Raw genomic sequence first — 18,014 nt, 5'->3', positions numbered from 1 at the left:
TTTTTTCTCGCTTGCTGTGCGCTTTGCACTCCAGAGGCTTCGAAAAATTTATCCCAGCATCACTTTTAGCATCCTATTAATAAATATTGTTATGTTAAAAACTTACCAAACAATCTCTTAAAACCATTCTACTTGCATATTGGTACAGACTGCATTGTCATTATTTAACAGCTCAATATCGCGATTGATTAGCGGTAATTCCCAATCAATAAAGTATTTTGCTGCTTGGATTTTGCCATGATAGAAGTTTTGCTTATCAACGTCGGCCGTATCATTTAATAATTGTTCCGCTTTACTCGCTTGGCGAATCCAAATCCAGCTCACGACGATAGAGGCAAAGATATTCATCAATGCTTGGGCATTACCCGTCAACGTCATGGCTTTTTCCGTTTGTAGGATTTTGCTTAAATGCACGAGCACTTCATGCAAATGACCCATATAAGGCATCAGTTTACCCGCAAGTTTCGCAGTTTCTGGTGTGCTGATATTTTCTAAATCTTGGGTGATTTCACGTTGTAGAATTTGGATACCAAGTCCACCTTTTTGCCATAACTTACGAAATGACAAATCTAACGCCTGTACGCCATTTGTGCCTTCATGAATGGGGTTGAGACGATTGTCACGCCAAAACTGCTCGGCTTGATATTCACGCGTATAGCCTGCCCCGCCCAATACTTGAATGCCTAAATCATTGGCTTTTGGACCATATTCAGACGGCCATGCTTTGAGCACTGGTGTGAGTAAATCTAGTAGTTCTGATAGCTCGTTTTTGAGCGTGGCGTCTTCACAGGTGTTGATACGATCAATGAGATTGGAGCCATATAGACAGAGTGAAATGCCGCCCTCGCTATAGGCTTTTTGTGCAAGGAGCATACGTTTGACATCACCATGATTAATAATTGCCGTTGCTGCATCTTCAGGTTTATTATTGGGCGCGATTCTGCCTTGGGTTCTGTCTTTGGCATAATCGAGTGAGTACTGATAACCGCGATAGCCAATCATCGCCGCGCCAAAACCAACCGCGATGCGCGCTTCGTTCATCATCTTAAACATATAACGCAAGCCAAAATGCTCATCCCCTATCAGATAGCCGTGACACTCGCCGGCATCACCGAAGCTCAATGCCGTAGACGTCGCGCCGCGATAGCCAAGTTTATGAATAAGTCCAGTTAAATGGACGTCATTACGCTCGCCGACTGACAAATCATCATTGAGTCGATACTTGGGCACGGCAAATAGCGAGATGCCTTTGACGCCAGCGGGGCCACCCGGCACTTTGGCTAATACCAAATGCACGATATTGTCAGACAATTCATGATCACCTGCTGAGATATAAATCTTACTGCCTTTGATACGATAGCTGCCGTCATCTTGTTTGACAGCGGTGGTTTTGATATCAGCAAGCGATGAACCTGCATGCGGCTCGGTCAATGCCATGGTGCCGGTAAACTCGCCTGTTAGCATGCGCGGCATAAAGGCATTTTTAATCTCATCACTGGCGAAATGTGAGATGACGTTAATCGCCGCCGTGGTCAAAAATGGATAAGCCGTGGTCGACGGATTGGCGGCCATAAAGTAGCCTGCCACCGCCGTCATCACCGTCTCAGGCAGTTGCATGCCACCATCGTCAAAGCGATAACGACCGGCGATAAAGCCCGACTCACGAAACGCATCAAAGGCGACTTTGACGTCATCTATCATACTGACTTTTTTACCATCAAACTGTGGCTCGTTCTTGTCGGCCACATGGTTATGCGGCAAAAACAAATCGGTGGCGATTTTATTGGCGGTACCCAATACCGCGTCAAAGGTTTCGCGGCTGTGTTCTGCAAACTTAGGACGTTTGGTTAAGATTTCTGCGTTCAATACATCGTAGAGTTGAAACGGTAATTCAAAGTCGTTGATAAGCGTATCTGCTGCCATAGTGCCCTCGCTGGCTCATTAAATTTGTTGATGACTTGATAGTAATCTAATTTAACGCCTTACCGTATTGTCATTTATGACATAATCATGGTCAAATAAGACAATACTCATGTGTTAAATTAGAAAAACCTCGTCGAAAAACGTCATTTTTAATAAACATTTTTAAAGGAAATTACGTAGCCATGCCCTACTTTAAACCCTTTAACGTCATCATCGTTGGCTTCGATGGCGTACTCGGCAGCGCTTTGACAGGGGCGTTGGATTTATTTTCATTTACTGGTGTCAGCTGGCAGCGCTTTTTGGATGAGACGGTAGAACCAAGGTTTAAGGTGCAGATTGCCAGCCTTGGCGGCGTCGATATCAGATGCAGCAATCGCTTAATCATGCAAGCGCATTGCGATATTCGGCAGGTGACGGACTGCGATTTATTATTAATCCCAACGATTGGCGATTCCATCGATAAAGTGCTGAGTCAGAACGCTGAGTTGCTTGTACATATCAAGCGACTGGCGAGTACCAAAGCCGATATCGCCAGCAATTGCAGTGGCGCATTTTTTTTGGCAAAGGCAGGCTTGCTCGATGGCAAAGTCGCGACCACTCATTGGGGCTATGCCAATAAGTTTAAGGCGGATTTTCCACTGGTGGATTTACAAGAAAACCAGTTTGTTACTCAATCAAAAAGCCAGTCAAAAGAACAATCGGGCAATATATTCTGTGCGGCAGGCGGTAGCGCCTTTTATGACTTGGGATTATTGTTAATCGAGCGTTATTGCGGGCGTGAAATTTCTACCCAAGTGGCAAAAACTCAGATTATTGATAGTAAACGCGGTAATCAAAACAGCTATACCAACGTGACTTTGCATAAGCCGCACGCTGACCAGCTGGTTCAGCAAGTACAAGAATTTATCGAGGAAAATTTTAGGCAAGCGATACAGGTGAGCCATTTGGCCGCCATGGTCAATATCACCCCGCGCACGTTAAACAGACGCTTTCAAGCTGCCGTTACGATGCGCCCGATTGAGTATATTCAAGCAGTGCGTATTGAGCAGGCAAAGCGCTTACTGGAATTGGGCGATGTGACGATAAAATCGCTCGCTGAGCAAGTCGGCTATGATGATATCTCATCATTTACTAGGCTGTTTAAACGCGCCACCGAGCTAACCCCAAAAGAGTATCAAGAGAAGTTTTCACGACTGGCGATTTAGACCTTTATTTTATTATATTTTTAACCACTAAATATTCTGCCACAAGCCTTCGACATGAATGGCATCTGCTTTAATCGTTGGGTAATCACTAAACGTCAATTGATAACCACCATCTGTATTGGCACTAATCTGACACGTCGCGCCAAGTGGAAAGCTGTGCTTTTTCCCAATATGACCAAAACGCATGCCGCTATAAATCGGCAATCCTGTCAGCTGATGCAATTGACGAATCACAGTAGCGACATCATAACGCTTGTCATAACTGTCCTCACCGCTACCCGATAACGCGCCAAATACAATCGCCTGCTGACCTTTAAACACCCCTGCCAAATACAAATCATAAAGCATGCGCTCGATACGGTAGGCTTGCTCGCCGACGTCTTCTAAAAACACAATACCGCCGTCAATACGCGGTAAGTACGCACTACCCGCCAGCGCCGACACCACACTTAGATTGCCGCCCCACATAGTGCCGGTTAGCGTTTTGGGATCAGCAGTTGCTAAAACACTGGGTAGATTAGGACTGGTGAGTGACGCATCTTGTATATCGATAGTCAGATTGGGAGTGGTTAATGCTTCTACAAATTGGCGACAGCTAACCTCATCAGGCTTGGTTTTGCCAAACTCGCTATAGAGCATCGGTGCCGCAAGCGAGCTCATACCACCTTTTGCCAACAGCGCACACTGAATCGCCGTCACATCGCTAAATCCTGCCAGTATCGTGCCGCGCTCCTTCATAATGCGCCCAAGCGTCGGCCAGTCCACCATAGGCAATAGGCGCATAGCACCATAGCCACCGCGTACCCCAAGTAGCAATTTAGGCGCTTTGATTGCACCAGTGGCGATGTTTTGCAAATCACTGGCGCGCTGCGAATCCGTACCCGCAAAGCGCAAATACTGCCGCTCGGTAATGGCAGGGTTATCTACCTGAAAACCCGCGCAGGCCAAGCGCTCTAAAGCCCGCGCATTACGCTCCTGGCTACCTCCGACGTTGGAGCTGGCAAACAGCCGCGTCTCAATACTTGGTGTGATGCAAAGACGATTTGCCGGCAAGCTCTCAGCCATTGCCTTTTCAGCAGCACGCTCCTCTACAGCCGTTGGCAGATCATCTTTGGTCAGTGGCAGGTGGCTCTCTGGCGGGTTCGCCTGTACAGATGAGTGCGCCACGGCACGCGTGACGAGCAACCCCACCCCTGCATAGAGGCTAGCTTGACGCAGGAACTGGCGACGATTGAGGGCGGAGGATATCTTGGTCATAATGCTACCTTTATTGTCATCGATGACGACTTTATTCAGCAATACTTTATTTCGTAATAGTTTATTAAACCGCTATTTTCTTATAACGCAGCTCAAAGCTGCCATTAGATTACAATTGTTAGGTTACAGCCATCAGGTTCTGGCTAGCGTCAGGGTTTTAGGCCACTTGACGTGGCATCTTCAGCTGCGCACACAGTCAACAAAATGATACAGAACCACTCATCGTCTTATTTGGATGACGTCATGACTCTTGCTATAGTAAAGGGTACGACAATAATAGATCAAAATACCATTAGCCAAAAACATCTACCCTAACATTCATATAAGGACTCTTAGTATGGCCGATAAAGAAAAAGACAATAAAAGCCTGATGGATAGTATAAAGCTCATCGTAGGCAAAGAAGACAAACTAAACGACCAACTCAAAAAAGAACAAGGCCTTGAAGGCTATGCCAAAGACTTATTGCTGCTGATGAGCCTAGTAAAAGACTACTATCAGGGCAATTATCGCAACATTCCTTATAAGACCATTTCAGCGGCGGCGGTTGGCTTGCTTTATGTCCTCAACCCCATCGACATCATTCCCGATTTTATCCCATTTATTGGTCATATCGATGACGCCTTGGTACTCAAGTTTTGTCTTAAAATGATAGACAAGGATTTAACGAAATACAAAAAATGGAAGGATGAACAAACGGCTTCTAAAAACGCTACTGAAAACAAATCTGCAGACAAAGACAAGGACTCAAAACCAACCTTCAAAAAGTCAGACACCAAAAAGTCAGACAAAGAACAATCCAGCAAAGATAAATAAATCACAACTACCAGTCATCATGGCTGATAGCTAGCATTTAATAAAACAGGGTCAATGTAAGCGTCATTGACCCTGTTTTATTAAAGCGTGTTTTCATTTGAAAAATAGCGCAGATAATATTGAGATATTAGTCAGCTATTTGAATTTGACACCGTTCCTATCAATCTGGCACCCCATAATTGGCGTTTTCTGGATTTAGGCCAAATGAATACACAAAGGTCGCCACCAAGCTATTGACTATGATAAAAGGCAAATCAATGGCAATATGACCGAGCAAGTAGCGACCTATCAGCCAAGAAACCACCAACATCACGATAAAAAAACTGCCAAGATAGGCTAAAATGGTTGGGTGCTTGAGGTTATAAGGCTGCTCAGATTTGGGCTTTTTATCAAGTATATAGGTTCTGACCGCCCAACCAGCAGCATAAGAAAACCCGCCCAACACCACATAACTAAAAAAATTCATACGACCTGACTCAACTAACTATTCATAATAAAGATACATGATAATACAGCGACATGACGAGCACATTATTGAGAGGTTTGTAAGCGCCTCTATTAACCGTCGTCGCGTGCTTTTAACTGCCCAAAAGACCTCGTTAGAGGCTCTCCAAAGATCGGCTTATCGGCTCTCATTGACATTATCGATGATAATGTTGGCATGCGGATTGGCCAAAATATCTGTATTGACCTCATCACATGCCACCTGATAGATGGTATTGGCGCCGCGGTAAATATAGGACAGATACTCACTATCTAGCAGCGGATCGATGTTGGCATAAGCGGGTTTGGCATGTGCCAAGACCAGTACCCTATCAGGGCGACCGATGACCGCATCGACATTATCAGGATCGATCGAAAAGAACTGCGGGACTTCACTGTTTTTGATGGCTTCTAATGGCTCAGGCGTGTCCCAAACGCGGCCACTGCTTGCCGGCTCTTTCATTTGCATGACCCACGCGCCCGCTTGTTGACTGATTTTTATTTGGGCAGGCTCATCATGACTGACGGTATAGCATCCCTCAAACACCGACAAATCTGCTGGCACTACCGCCGCCGTCTCATCTGACGTGTCGTTGTCGTTACACGCGGTCAAAAACATAGCGCTGCTTACGACAGTGGCAACCAGCAGCGGGGTAAATTTTTTACAAAGATTAGCTGAGCGTAATAGCATGAGGGCGTTATCCTGCATTTATGCGTGAGAGGCAAGGATTAAATAAAGGGGACAATACGTCTTATACCGTTATCCGGCGGTGGCGCGGCTTATTTTAACAGAAAACCAAAAAGATAGCCTAACCATCTAGGGCGTGTCCTCATTTTAAAAATAGCGATAAAAATGAGATAAATCGCCGTCAAACAAGGAAAATAGCGCAGATAATATCGAGATATTAGTCAGCTATTTGACACCGTTTGGCCAGATTTAGCCATTTTTAGCCCATTTAGATGGCTATCGATTGAATTGAGGACACGCCCTAATCTTCAGCAAAGATTTTGTGCCCCAGCACTGCCCATAATTACCCATAGTAAGCTGAGATTTGCTATACTCAGACCCAAAATACGCAGCGCAGTTTTTTACTAAAACGACCAAAACACGCGCTACGTTCTCTTTTTTTATTCTTACCGTTATCATTTATCAGGTTGCTCAGCTTTTATGTCAGACAGTCCGCATTCGATGCTTCATACCCATACCGACCACGCGGCCGATCCGCTCGCGGCCAAAGCAAACACGACGGTTGCCTATACCGATGGTGCGTGTAAGGGCAACCCTGGTGCTGGCGGTTGGGGGGCGCACCTGATATTTAGTGATGGCCGCACCCAAGACCTATATGGCGGCGAAGCACAAACCACTAACAATCGCATGGAGCTAATGGGCGCGATACAAGCCTTAACGCACAGCCCGCAAGCGCATACCCTTGAGATTTGGACAGACTCAAGCTATGTCAAAAACGGCATCACTGATTGGATCGCTGGCTGGAAAAAAAGAGGCTGGAAGACGGCGAGCAAAAAACCAGTCGCCAACCAAGATCTCTGGCAGCAGCTAGATGCGCTCTGTCAACAGCGCGATGTCGCTTGGCACTGGGTCAAAGGACATGCTGGACATGCTGGCAACGAAAAAGCCGACGAGCTGGCCAATCTGGGGGTGACCTCCAGCAGTGAGGTACAGGCAACAACTGAATTGCCTAAAAAAAAAGACTCCTTGATGGTTGAGGCAAGCCAGCGCCGCCATGACGATTGGCTAACCTTTGACCCCTTAGGGTTTGATATGATCGATGACGATACAGATGAGACGCCAGCGGACAGCTCGCAAAGCCAAGATACCCATAGCCTCGCTGACCATCCAATCATCTCTAGCCACACTCAGCGACCAACAGAGCAAGCAACCATGACTGACGCCAACCCAAACATGCACATGCCAAATACTGACACCGCCTCAGTCAGCCAAGCTGACACACAAACAGCTAGCGCAGAAGAGATGCCCAAGTTTGATGGCGATACCAGTCGTGCTAACCCTTACTTCAAGCCACTATTGCCAAAGCCCATCCACCGCCATGACTCTGATCGTCAGCTTATCATGGATACTGAGACCACAGGTCTTGACCCTCTAAAGGGTGACCGCATCATCGAAGTGGGTATCGTCGAGCTGGTCGGCCGTAAGTTTACGGGCGAAAAGCTCCACGTCTATATCAATCCACAGCGCGGGATGGACGAAGAAGTGATTCGTATTCACGGTATCTCTGAGGCGTTTTTGGCAGACAAGCCGACCTTTGACCAAGTCGCACAAGCACTGTATGATTTTATGGATGGCGCTGAGGTCATCGCTCATAACGCCACCTTTGATATCAACTTCTTGAGCATGGAGTTTGCCAAAGTTGGCTTGCACGACTTCGCCGAGCGCATACAGGTCACTGACTCTTTGGCGATGGCCAAGCAGCAATACCCAGGACAAAAGAACACGCTAGATGCGTTGGTGCGCCGCTTAGACGTCGGTAAGCAAGATCGTACTTTTCACGGGGCATTACTAGATTCGGAGATCTTGGCCGAGGTCTATCTGGCAATGACCGGTGGACAGGTCGCTCTCGCCATCGAAGAAGACACACAAACCGACGGCGGACAGACCGGTCATGCCCATTTTTCGGAGCTGGCAGATCTATTACTACAGTCGCCTATGGATGAGAGCGCAAGCCAGCACTGGTATGAGTCACTGGCAGAAGACTTCCCTGCCCTCAAAAACAATATGTAGCGGTCACTAAAACCACTTTCTAATCCGACATTTGTATAATATAGTCTTGATTATTATATTAAGCGTTAAAACATTACTAATAAACGCTTTTTCATTTAAACGCTTTGTTACTTCGTATTTGAACAATCGTTACTCTTATCAGTACGTTATGGAAACACACTTATGGACCAGTCTGCGCAAATGAAGTTAACCGCCCCAACGCTTAGTGTTACTGACTTTAACTTACCTTCACTGCATTTGTTGCATGATGAGATTGTCGTGACGCTCAAAGATACCGAGACCCATCTTAGCGAGTTTAATGATGACAATACTCAAGCGCCTTTATTGCTAGACTCCATCATCGTCCTAAAGCAGCTGTCTTGTATTTTCAAACTCATCTCTTTGGTTGGTGCTGAGGCGCTAAACACCGCCATTGCCAATGGTTTACAGCGCCTATACGACAGCGGCGACAATAACGATGTCGATTTGATCATGGACTTGTCAGAGGCCATCATGACACTAGATCGCTATATCGAGTTTGTCTTATTGACAGAGTCGGTAGAGCCGACGCTATTGTTACCTGTGATCAATAAGCTAAACGCGCATGGCCAGCACGCTCCTATCACCGCTGACTTCTTTTCAGCCTTTGGTAGCAGTAGCGTCATCATTGCCAATCCAGAAAAAAACTTCCAACCACTGCATGAGCTTGGCTTAAACAACGAGCTATTGACAGATGCTTATCGTAGCGGTCTTGGCGTTGCCTTATTAAACCAAGATGGTACTGTCAGCGCAGATGCGCAGCAAAAGCTCAATGCCATGAGCGCGGCCTGCGCGTTGATTGCCTCCAAGACCAGCAGTTTGTTTTGGCAAGCGGCCGCTGCGGCCACCACCGACATCGCGGCCATCCTACCGCTCACGTTAAGCCAAAAGCACACGCTGATTTATCTAGAGCAGCAATTCCAAAGCTATCTGCCTGTGATGGATACGCGTTTTGCTGATTTGGTCAGCTTTGCTTGTCAGCGCGATAACAAAGCGGCACAGCATCTACGCGAGCAATATGCGCAAAACCGGCTAGAAGAGCCGCAACTTGAGCAAATGAGACGGTTTTTATTTGGTCCCAACCGCGCCCTTACTGATACGCTAAACACCATTATTCAGACGCAGATCAATACCATCAAAGAAGAGGTCGATAGCTACGCGCGCGGCGACTCTGTCAATAGCGCTGAGATGCAAACAGCCAAAATCATAGAAGACTTAGCAGCCTTAGGCTCAGCACTTCGTCTGCTTGGATTGTCAAATGCTGCCGACAGTTTGCGCGCTGCAGCCGAGGAGGTCGGCCGTTGGCAAGCACCCTCGCCTGAGGACTTCGATCGTCTATTGCTGGCACTCATGCATGCCGAAAACGCCACCATCGCCATGGCCGAGATGCACACACCAGGGGCGATTTACTTACCGCTAAATAACCCTCACATCTCTTTGCATCAGCTAAATACAGCCAATGATACTTTGATACAAGAAAGCCGTATGGCCATCGCCAATGCAGAGCAAGCCATCAATGACTATCTGGCCGAGCCTGAACGCGATATGCTAAATATCCAAAACATCCCTGAGATGATGCGCCAAGTGGCCGGTGCTGTGCGCTTCTTGCAGCTGCCGACCTCTGCTAGCATGCTCAGTCAATTGGCCAACTATATCGAGCAGCGTATCGAGAGTGGCAGACGCATCGAAGACGGTACGCTGGCATGTATTGCAGATGTCATCATGGCAATCGATCACCATTTAGATGGGTTTGAACATAACCGTCCTGTGAGTAAGCAAGCGCTTGATGTCGGACAGCAAAGCCTAAGCCAGCTGCTAGCAGCCTAGCCTAACCTAGTCAAGACAAGCTGGCTGCTACTCATTACCTACTGCCCTTATGCTGTGCTTTCCCGCTTTATGATTAGGTAAAATAGACCGTTATTTCTGTCTTATAAGTCTGTATCTCATCAGGTACAGACTTGTTTTTATTTGCTTTCGCGATCGCTTGGAACCCTGATATGACCTGCGCTTTTATCTTTAGTGATGATACGGTATTGTGCCGTCAAACGCCTGAGGGGTGGTGGCCGTGGCACGTTGACTATCTGGCGTCTGGTACCGCGGCCACCGATGATGTAGCAGTGCCCGCCTATCAGCTCGGATGTGTCACACTGCTTGAGAGCCTCGCGCCCAGTCATTGGCAAGCGGATGACAACCGTCATAACGCCAACGCCAATAATACGACGCTTAATAAGCCAACTCATGCGTTTACTGCGCGCGCAACCTGCGCCATGACCTATGAGTATGCCACCGCGCATCATATCGCCTTACCTCTCATCGCTGAAAGTAGTGGTAATGCCTTTATCCCGTATCGCCAGCTGCTCACCCAGCTACCCATGGCCTTGAGCGACCAACTCAGCCAAGCCATACAGCTGCTGCGCTGGCAAGCTGACACGCAGTTTTGTAGCCGCTGCGCCTCGCCAGTCGTTCATGCGCGACTGGGTGAGCGAGCGATGGTCTGCCCGACTTGCAAGCTGCGCCAATACCCGCGTGTCCAGCCGTGCATCATCACTGCCATTACCCGCCCCAACCCGCAAACAGGTGCAATGCAAATTTTACTGGCGCATCATCATCGCTATGGTCAACAAAAGCAGCCGCTGCAGTATGGCCTGATTGCAGGGTTTGTTGAGGTGGGAGAAAGTCTTGAGCACGCTGTGGTGCGCGAGGTGTATGAAGAAGTCAATATTCACCTGACAGATATCCGCTATGTCAGTAGTCAGCCGTGGCCATATCCGTCAAACTTGATGCTCGGATTTCGTGCTACGTATGCAGGTGGCGAGCTGATTATTCAAGAAGATGAGCTGTCACATGCAGACTTCTTTGATCTCTCAAGCCTGCCCAAGATACCTGCGAAAGGCAGTATTGCTTATGAGCTGATTGAGCAGATCCTCCGTGAGCAAGGCATGGCTTAGCCATCATAGGTGATTGCGTTCATCATTTAGCCCAATGTATCAACGCGCTAATGTGTCAATATGCCAATGTGTCATCAACGCGCCAACGTGATAGTGACGCATGACTACCAGCGTCTTTGACCAGATTTGACCTTGACCAGTGCTCTATAACCTTGCCTGCCCATCTCGGCAAAACTTTTTGGCAAAGATGATGCGCGGACGAGGATGCGCCAATATTGTGATTTTGTTATCATCCATTTAAAATGACCGCCTGAACGCAGCGATGATCATTTATCACCCACCAATAGCCATACTTTCATCACGCTCATAAAGGCAGGCAAGCGAAACGCTCGTAAACCAGCCAGCAGCGTTATGAGAGATCAACTATATACCAACACCCTTTTTGTACTGGTGTTAAGGTTTTTAATAACATGCAAAGTAACGCCCCTATCCGTCTGATCAATCTGCCCATATTGTTTGATGGCCTACAAATTGACACGCTGCCTGCTGATGTCTCGTCGCAGATTGCAGCGGTGGATGCCTGCCTGCCACAGACGCAGTGCGGCCTGTGCGAGCATCCCGACGGCTGCTTGCCATACGCGGCCGCCATCGTTGTAGATGGCGAGCCATACAATAAATGCGTGCCTGGCGGCCAGCCCGTGACGGATGCGATCGCACAAATTGTCGATACAGAGCGTTATCAGCAAGGCCAAACCCCCGCCGCTGCTCCTTCACAGTGGCCGATAGATGCCAGCTCCGAGCGCCCAACTGAGGTGCGGGCTGTCATTCGCGAAGAGGACTGTATAGGCTGCACCAAATGTATCCCTGCCTGCCCCGTCGATGCCATCGTCGGCACTGGTAAACACATGCATACCATCTTTACCGACTTGTGCACGGGCTGTGAGCTTTGCCTAGCGCCCTGCCCCGTTGACTGTATCGATCTGGTCACTATCGAGCGTACGCTTAGTGACGCTGAGCGGCAGGCTGAGCAAGAAGATTTGCGCCAGCGTTATCATACGCACTTAGGCCGCGTCGCGGAGCAGCTAAGCGATAGCAGCAACACCAAGCCGGTAGTCAGTATGGTCGAGGCCAAACTCAATAACGCCACCAGCCAAGCTGTTGACATCAGCGAAGCTCAAGCAAAAAACACCATTGCCGCGGCCAAATTACGCACCAAAATCAAAAAGTTAGAAAAGCAGCTTGCGGTGCGCGCCAATGACAAAAAACAAGCCGAGCTTGAGACATTACAAGCCGAGCTGGCACAATTATGCTAATGAATGATTCGATCATTCACGCCCAACAACAACATATCAAATAAAGTCAAACACCATGAGTAAAACGGTCAAACACAAAACGGCTGAGACCCCGCCCTCCAGACGTATGCCCAATCGCAACGTGCGGCCTTTTTTTGAAAAGCTGGCCGAGACGATTAAGGAGCCCGTCACTGAGCTCAATTACGACAGTAATTTTGAGCTACTCATTGCCGTGATTTTGTCCGCACAAGCAACGGATGTGAGCGTCAATATCGCCACCCAGCAACTATACCCTGTGGCCAATACGCCTGAGGCCATACTCGCGCTTGGCGAAGAAGGGCTAAAGTCTTATATCAAAAACATCGGCCTGTATAACTCAAAAGCCAAAAACGTCATTAAGACCTGCCAAGACCTGATTGAAAAGTTTGATAGCACTGTCCCTGATAACCGCAAAGATTTAGAGTCTCTGGCAGGGGTCGGCCGTAAAACCGCCAATGTGGTGCTCAACACTGCCTTTGGTCAGCCGACAATGGCGGTCGATACTCACATCTTTCGAGTGGGTAACCGCACAGGGCTGGCCACGGGCAAAACCGTATTAATCGTCGAAAAAAAGCTCATTGAGCGTATTCCAGAAGATTTTATCGTCGATGCTCATCATTATCTGATCTTACACGGGCGCTATACTTGCCAAGCACGCACACCAAAATGCGGTGCTTGCCCGGTTTATGATGAGTGTATGTTTAAAGACAAAGCCAAATTTGTAGAGCTATAACCCCTTGGCATGAAACAGAGGATCATACCAATAGCCATGACTCTGTCGTTTGATCGCCCCAAACCTTTTATTGAGCATTTCTTATGTGACAGCAAACGTCGCTCACTAGAGTTTTGCGACGTTTCAAGGTAGAATACCCTTATTTTTGTGCTAACAGATGACAACGACGGTGACCGTCAGTAGTAGAGGGCACAGGCGTGACTGCTCAAGCGTTGAGATGATAAGCGTGGCACGTCTATGTGCCTGTGTTTTTGGGCGGTTCAGTGCCATTTATGCTATTCATCATTTATGCTATCCATAATGACTGCTCGATGGTTAACGCTATGCGGCGGCAAACTGATTTTAATAAATATTACGACCGATATTGATTGTCAATTATTTAGCAATACCCATTATCCGCCAACTGAGCAATCACGCGGCCAATATGAATGAAAGCCACGCTAAACCGTGCCGCTTTTCCTACCTTTATCGATTCAATTAAGCGATCTAATTATGCGCGAATACAACTTATTTACCTCAGAATCTGTGAGCGAAGGCCACCCAGATAAAATGGCCGATCAAATCTCAGATGCCATTCTTGATGCCATTTTACAGCAAGACCTAGACGCCCGTGTGGCATGTGAGACCTTGGTCAAGACAGGAGCGGTGATATTGGCCGGCGAAGTCACCACCACCGCAAACATCGATGTGGAGCGCATCGTTCGTGATACGGTCAATGGTATTGGTTATCATCATTCAGATCTAGGGTTTGATGGCGAGACCTGCGCTGTCATCAACATGCTGGGTAAACAGTCGCCTGAGATCGCGCAGGGCGTCGATCGCAGCAGCCCTGAAGAGCAAGGTGCCGGCGACCAAGGATTGATGTTTGGTTATGCCAGTAACGAGACCGACGTCTTGATGCCAGCACCGATTGAGTTTGCTCATCGCCTGATGGAGCGTCAGTCCGAGCTACGCCGCGCAGGCGAGCTGCCTTGGTTGCGTCCAGACGCCAAAGCACAAGTCACGCTAAAATATGACGGCAATCTTCCGGTGGCGATCGATGCGGTGGTATTGTCCACGCAGCACGACCCAAGCATCTCGCAAGTAGATCTGCAAGAAGCCGTTATGGAATCTATCATCAAGCAAGTGCTACCAGCCGACCTACTGCACGCGGGCACACGCTACCACATCAACCCCACAGGTAAGTTTGTGATTGGTGGGCCTGTCGGTGATGCAGGACTGACGGGGCGTAAAATCATCGTGGATACTTACGGTGGTATGGCACGTCACGGCGGTGGTGCCTTTAGTGGCAAAGATCCATCAAAAGTCGATCGCAGCGCGGCCTACGCGGTACGTTATGTCGCCAAAAACATCGTGGCCGCAGGATTGGCTGATCGCTGTGAAGTACAAGTCAGCTACGCCATCGGTGTCGCCGAACCTACCTCAATCTCCGTCAACACCTTTGGCACCAGTAAGATCAGCAACGAAGAGATCATTCGTCTGATTCGCACACACTTTGACTTACGTCCTTATGGCATTACTCGTATGCTCAACTTGTTGCAGCCGATGTATCAGCAAACCGCCACCTTTGGTCACTTTGGCCGTCCAGGCTCAGAAACTGCCTTTACGTGGGAAAAAACCGATAAAGCTGAGATATTAAAAGCAGACGCAGGCTTATAATCGCCGACTGAGTCGCATTGATATATTGATATTATCCATTTAAAACCACCGATACTTATTAGGAGTCGCTTATGTCTCAAGATACCAATCCAGACAACGCTCAAGACAACACTGTTGATGCAAGCCTTGAGATTACCCCTGAAATGCAGGCGTTTTATCAGCGTGCTGATGCCATCATCGGGGTTGCCAACAGCCAGCTAGGCCCCAATGCTCATTCCGGCCAAGTCGGCGCTTCTTTACTATATGCCGCCGCCCGCTATAGCGCGTCGGTTGCGTCTATTGGCTTTGTGAAGGGTGAAGATTTTGCCAAAGAAAAAGACGATATCGTCGAGTTTTATGTCAAGCAGTATCGTCAAATGCTCAGCGACAACCTCACTGACTATGCCCAAAACTTCGATAAATATGTGCAGCTAAATAAAGATGACCAACCAGCGGAATAATCATCACTTGGTTTTATCATAATCATAAGTACCAGACCCAAACTGGATCATCAGTTTGGGTTTTTTATTGCCTATATATTTTTTCAGGTCTATCGGCTGGATGGTTGATGATAAATACGCTACTATAAACGGTAGACAACAAACGGTAGACAACGCTACCACGTAAGACAATCGGACGTTATTGCACTTATATAAGGAGATATAATGATGCCCCCCTTCATGAGCAACGCTTGGGCTTTTATAGCAAAGCGGCCACTTATCAAATATATGCTCGGCCTGCCATTACTACTTGCCTTAGCAAGCTGTAGCTCTTTGCCTGATATAACAATTCCTGAGAGCACACCAGCCCAGCCTACCCGCTCTCATCAACTACCCGATGGTGTGTTTTCGCAGTGCCCACCCTTTGACCCTGAAAAAACCATGTGCACCGCGCAGTACGATCCTGTTTGTGTGAAGGGTAAAACTGGCAACTTGATAAGCTACCGTACCGCTGGCAACGCTTGCTCTGCCTGTAGCACCCCTGAGGCGATAGGCTATGTCAAAGGCGAGTGTTTATAAACGACGGTTTTATGATGACGTTATGACGATGTTGTCAAAATACCGATAGGCACCGTGCCCCTCACTTCACTACTGGCACTTCACTGTTGGCTATTAATAACGGCAGCCATAAAAATACCCAGCTTTTGCTAAGCTGGGTGTTTGTAAAACAATAAGATATGCTTAAAAGGCAAATAGTCGCGCACGAAGATCAGTCTTCTCGCTTTAGCTCAATCGGACCTTTTAAAAAATCCTCATCAGGCAGCTCATTTGCTGAGTTGTGCTCGGCTGACTCTTCGGTAAGAAACCACTGCTGTTGACGATAGAGAATCAGATGGTCTCGGCTTAATCCACGTAATAGCGAATACATCATGACCAAAATCACCACAGCAAAAGGTAAGCCTGACACGATAGACGCGGCTTGTAACGCGGTCAACCCCCCTGCCGCCAGCAGTACCGCAGCGATAACCCCTTCTGTACCTGCCCAAAACAAACGCTGAACTTTTGGAGGATCTGTATCACCGCCTGAGGTCAGCATATCTATCACAAAACTGGCCGAGTCAGAGGAAGTGACAAACCACAATACAATCATCACGACAATCAGTAAATTAAACACCGACGTCAGTGGATAAGACTCCATCAACTTAAATATCGCACTACCAGTATCGGCTCTGACCGCCTCCACAAGACCTGGGCTGAGCAAATCAGGACTGGCCGCCGCTAGTAGCTCCATATGAACAGCAGAACCCCCAAAAGCGGTAAACCACAAAAACAATATGGCCACCGGAATCAATAACACCCCTAAGGTGAACTCACGAATGGTACGGCCACGAGAGATACGTGCGACAAACACACCCACAAATGGCGACCAGCTGATCCACCATGCCCAATAAAAAATCGTCCAAGAAGCCTGCCAGTTTTCTTGCCCTTCATAAGACTCCGTCCAAAACCCCAATGGAATCACTTGATGTACATAGTTACCGATGTTTTCTACAAAGCTATTAAAAATAAACTGCGTGGGCCCTAAGATAATCACAAAGCTCAATAAGATAATGGTCAAAAAGATATTGATATCGCTTAGACGCTTGATGCCCTTATCCAAGCCTAAAAACAGCGACATCCCTGCCAAAACAGTGATGATGGCAATCAAGATAATCTGGACACTGGTGTTATTTGGAAGGCCAAACAAACTCTCAAGACCAGAGTTAATCTGCAGCACCCCAAGCCCTAAGGTCGTCACCACCCCAAACATCGTACCAAATACGGCTAAGGTATCGACTGTATGACCCCAGCCGCCATAGATTCTTTTGCCCAATATAGGATATAGAGTCGAGCGGATAGCCAGCGGCAAGCCGCGGCGATAGTGAAAGTAAGCCAAAGCCAGAGCCACCATGCCATAAAGCGCCCAAACATGAATACCATAGTGTAAAAACGAGATATTCATCGCAAGCTTAGCTGAAGCGACTGTCTCCCCTTCGCCCAGCGGCGGCGCCATATAATGATATAGCGGCTCAGCGGTGCCCCAGTACAGCAGCCCGATACCGATACCTGCTGAAAACAGCATGCCTATCCACGAGAGCAGTTTGTATTCAGGCTCCTCATTTTGATGCCCCAAACGAATATCACCATATCGACTGAGTATCATATAGACACTCATTAACAAGGTAGTATTAATCACGACAATAAAGAACCAACCAAAACGCAAAGACACAAAGGCTTTTGCTTGGTTAAACACCGTTTCTGCTTGCTGATTAAACAGTGCGCCAAAAATAATAAATAGCGTGATTAAAACGACTGAGGTCAAAAAAACAGGTTTGCTTACTCGCGGAAAAGGGCCGACTCGGCCAACTTTCACATGATCCATAGATCTTTCCAAAATTAAAAGAGCGTCACCATATCAAGGCGTCGATGAATTATCAAATCTAATGCTGCTAAGATGCCCTTGTATATAAATAAAATATGATGCCG

General features: G+C 47.7%; 15 protein-coding genes. 10 read left to right on the top strand and 5 right to left on the bottom strand.

Translation table 11 applies throughout. The features are described 5' to 3' along the window. Nucleotides 1–117: 117 nt before the first annotated feature. Nucleotides 118–1,923 carry an acyl-CoA dehydrogenase gene (locus CAP50_RS05330; RefSeq protein ID WP_100749259.1) on the bottom strand — a complete coding sequence of 602 codons (1,806 nt, stop codon included), beginning with the start codon at nt 1,921–1,923 and terminating at the stop codon, nt 118–120. A gap of 182 nt (nt 1,924–2,105) precedes the next feature. Between CAP50_RS05330 and CAP50_RS05325 the strand changes: the two genes are divergently transcribed. Next, the gene (locus CAP50_RS05325; protein ID WP_100749258.1) at nt 2,106–3,128 is read left to right on the top strand and encodes a GlxA family transcriptional regulator; all 1,023 of its coding nucleotides are present in this window, start codon (nt 2,106–2,108) and stop codon (nt 3,126–3,128) included. A 27-nt stretch (nt 3,129–3,155) separates the two neighbouring features. Here CAP50_RS05325 and CAP50_RS05320 read toward each other — a convergent pair whose 3' ends face one another. Further along, nucleotides 3,156–4,385 carry an LD-carboxypeptidase gene (locus tag CAP50_RS05320; protein WP_075101244.1) on the bottom strand — a complete coding sequence of 410 codons (1,230 nt, stop codon included), beginning with the start codon at nt 4,383–4,385 and terminating at the stop codon, nt 3,156–3,158. A 337-nt stretch (nt 4,386–4,722) separates the two neighbouring features. On the opposite strand from CAP50_RS05320, the gene CAP50_RS05315 reads away from it, so the two are divergent. Next, nucleotides 4,723–5,199, top strand: coding sequence for a YkvA family protein (locus CAP50_RS05315; protein ID WP_075101154.1), 477 nt, complete (start codon nt 4,723–4,725; stop codon nt 5,197–5,199). 160 nt (nt 5,200–5,359) lie between these two features. On the opposite strand, the gene CAP50_RS05310 is transcribed toward CAP50_RS05315, so the two are convergent. Continuing rightward, nucleotides 5,360–5,665, bottom strand: a complete 306-nt coding sequence (locus CAP50_RS05310; protein WP_075101153.1) for a hypothetical protein — start codon at nt 5,663–5,665, stop codon at nt 5,360–5,362. A 156-nt stretch (nt 5,666–5,821) separates the two neighbouring features. Beyond that, nucleotides 5,822–6,373, bottom strand: a complete 552-nt coding sequence (locus tag CAP50_RS05305) for a hypothetical protein (protein ID WP_075101152.1) — start codon at nt 6,371–6,373, stop codon at nt 5,822–5,824. A gap of 477 nt (nt 6,374–6,850) precedes the next feature. Here CAP50_RS05305 and dnaQ point away from each other — a divergent pair, with 477 nt between their 5' ends. From dnaQ to CAP50_RS05265, 8 genes are all read left to right on the top strand, one after another. Then, the gene (gene dnaQ, locus CAP50_RS05300) at nt 6,851–8,440 is read left to right on the top strand and encodes a DNA polymerase III subunit epsilon (protein ID WP_075101151.1); all 1,590 of its coding nucleotides are present in this window, start codon (nt 6,851–6,853) and stop codon (nt 8,438–8,440) included. 162 nt (nt 8,441–8,602) lie between these two features. Further along, entirely contained in the window at nt 8,603–10,285 is a 1,683-nt protein-coding gene (locus tag CAP50_RS05295) for a hypothetical protein (protein WP_075101150.1), read from the top strand. 170 nt (nt 10,286–10,455) lie between these two features. Further along, on the top strand, nt 10,456–11,406 hold the full coding sequence (nudC, locus tag CAP50_RS05290) for an NAD(+) diphosphatase (protein WP_075101149.1): 951 nt from the start codon (nt 10,456–10,458) through the stop codon (nt 11,404–11,406). Nucleotides 11,407–11,816: 410 nt separating this feature from the next. After that, nucleotides 11,817–12,659: an RnfABCDGE type electron transport complex subunit B gene (locus CAP50_RS05285; RefSeq protein WP_075101148.1), complete on the top strand. Its 843-nt coding sequence runs from the start codon at nt 11,817–11,819 to the stop codon at nt 12,657–12,659. Nucleotides 12,660–12,714: 55 nt separating this feature from the next. Further along, nucleotides 12,715–13,410, top strand: a complete 696-nt coding sequence (nth, locus tag CAP50_RS05280; RefSeq protein ID WP_075101147.1) for an endonuclease III — start codon at nt 12,715–12,717, stop codon at nt 13,408–13,410. 492 nt (nt 13,411–13,902) lie between these two features. Then, nucleotides 13,903–15,069 (top strand): methionine adenosyltransferase, encoded by a 1,167-nt coding sequence (gene metK, locus CAP50_RS05275; RefSeq protein WP_075101146.1) that lies wholly within the window; start codon nt 13,903–13,905, stop codon nt 15,067–15,069. 143 nt (nt 15,070–15,212) lie between these two features. Next, nucleotides 15,213–15,509 (top strand): DUF3144 domain-containing protein, encoded by a 297-nt coding sequence (locus CAP50_RS05270; protein ID WP_075101243.1) that lies wholly within the window; start codon nt 15,213–15,215, stop codon nt 15,507–15,509. Nucleotides 15,510–15,713: 204 nt separating this feature from the next. Next, entirely contained in the window at nt 15,714–16,067 is a 354-nt protein-coding gene (locus CAP50_RS05265) for a hypothetical protein (protein WP_241900659.1), read from the top strand. Between the two features lie 190 nt (nt 16,068–16,257). Here CAP50_RS05265 and CAP50_RS05260 read toward each other — a convergent pair whose 3' ends face one another. Next, nucleotides 16,258–17,910, bottom strand: a complete 1,653-nt coding sequence (locus tag CAP50_RS05260; protein ID WP_075101145.1) for a BCCT family transporter — start codon at nt 17,908–17,910, stop codon at nt 16,258–16,260. Nucleotides 17,911–18,014 lie beyond the last annotated feature (104 nt).

This window comes from Psychrobacter sp. L7 (assembly GCF_002810365.1).
Lineage (GTDB): Bacteria > Pseudomonadota > Gammaproteobacteria > Pseudomonadales > Moraxellaceae > Psychrobacter > Psychrobacter celer.
This window is presented reverse-complemented; position numbering and strand designations above follow the sequence as displayed.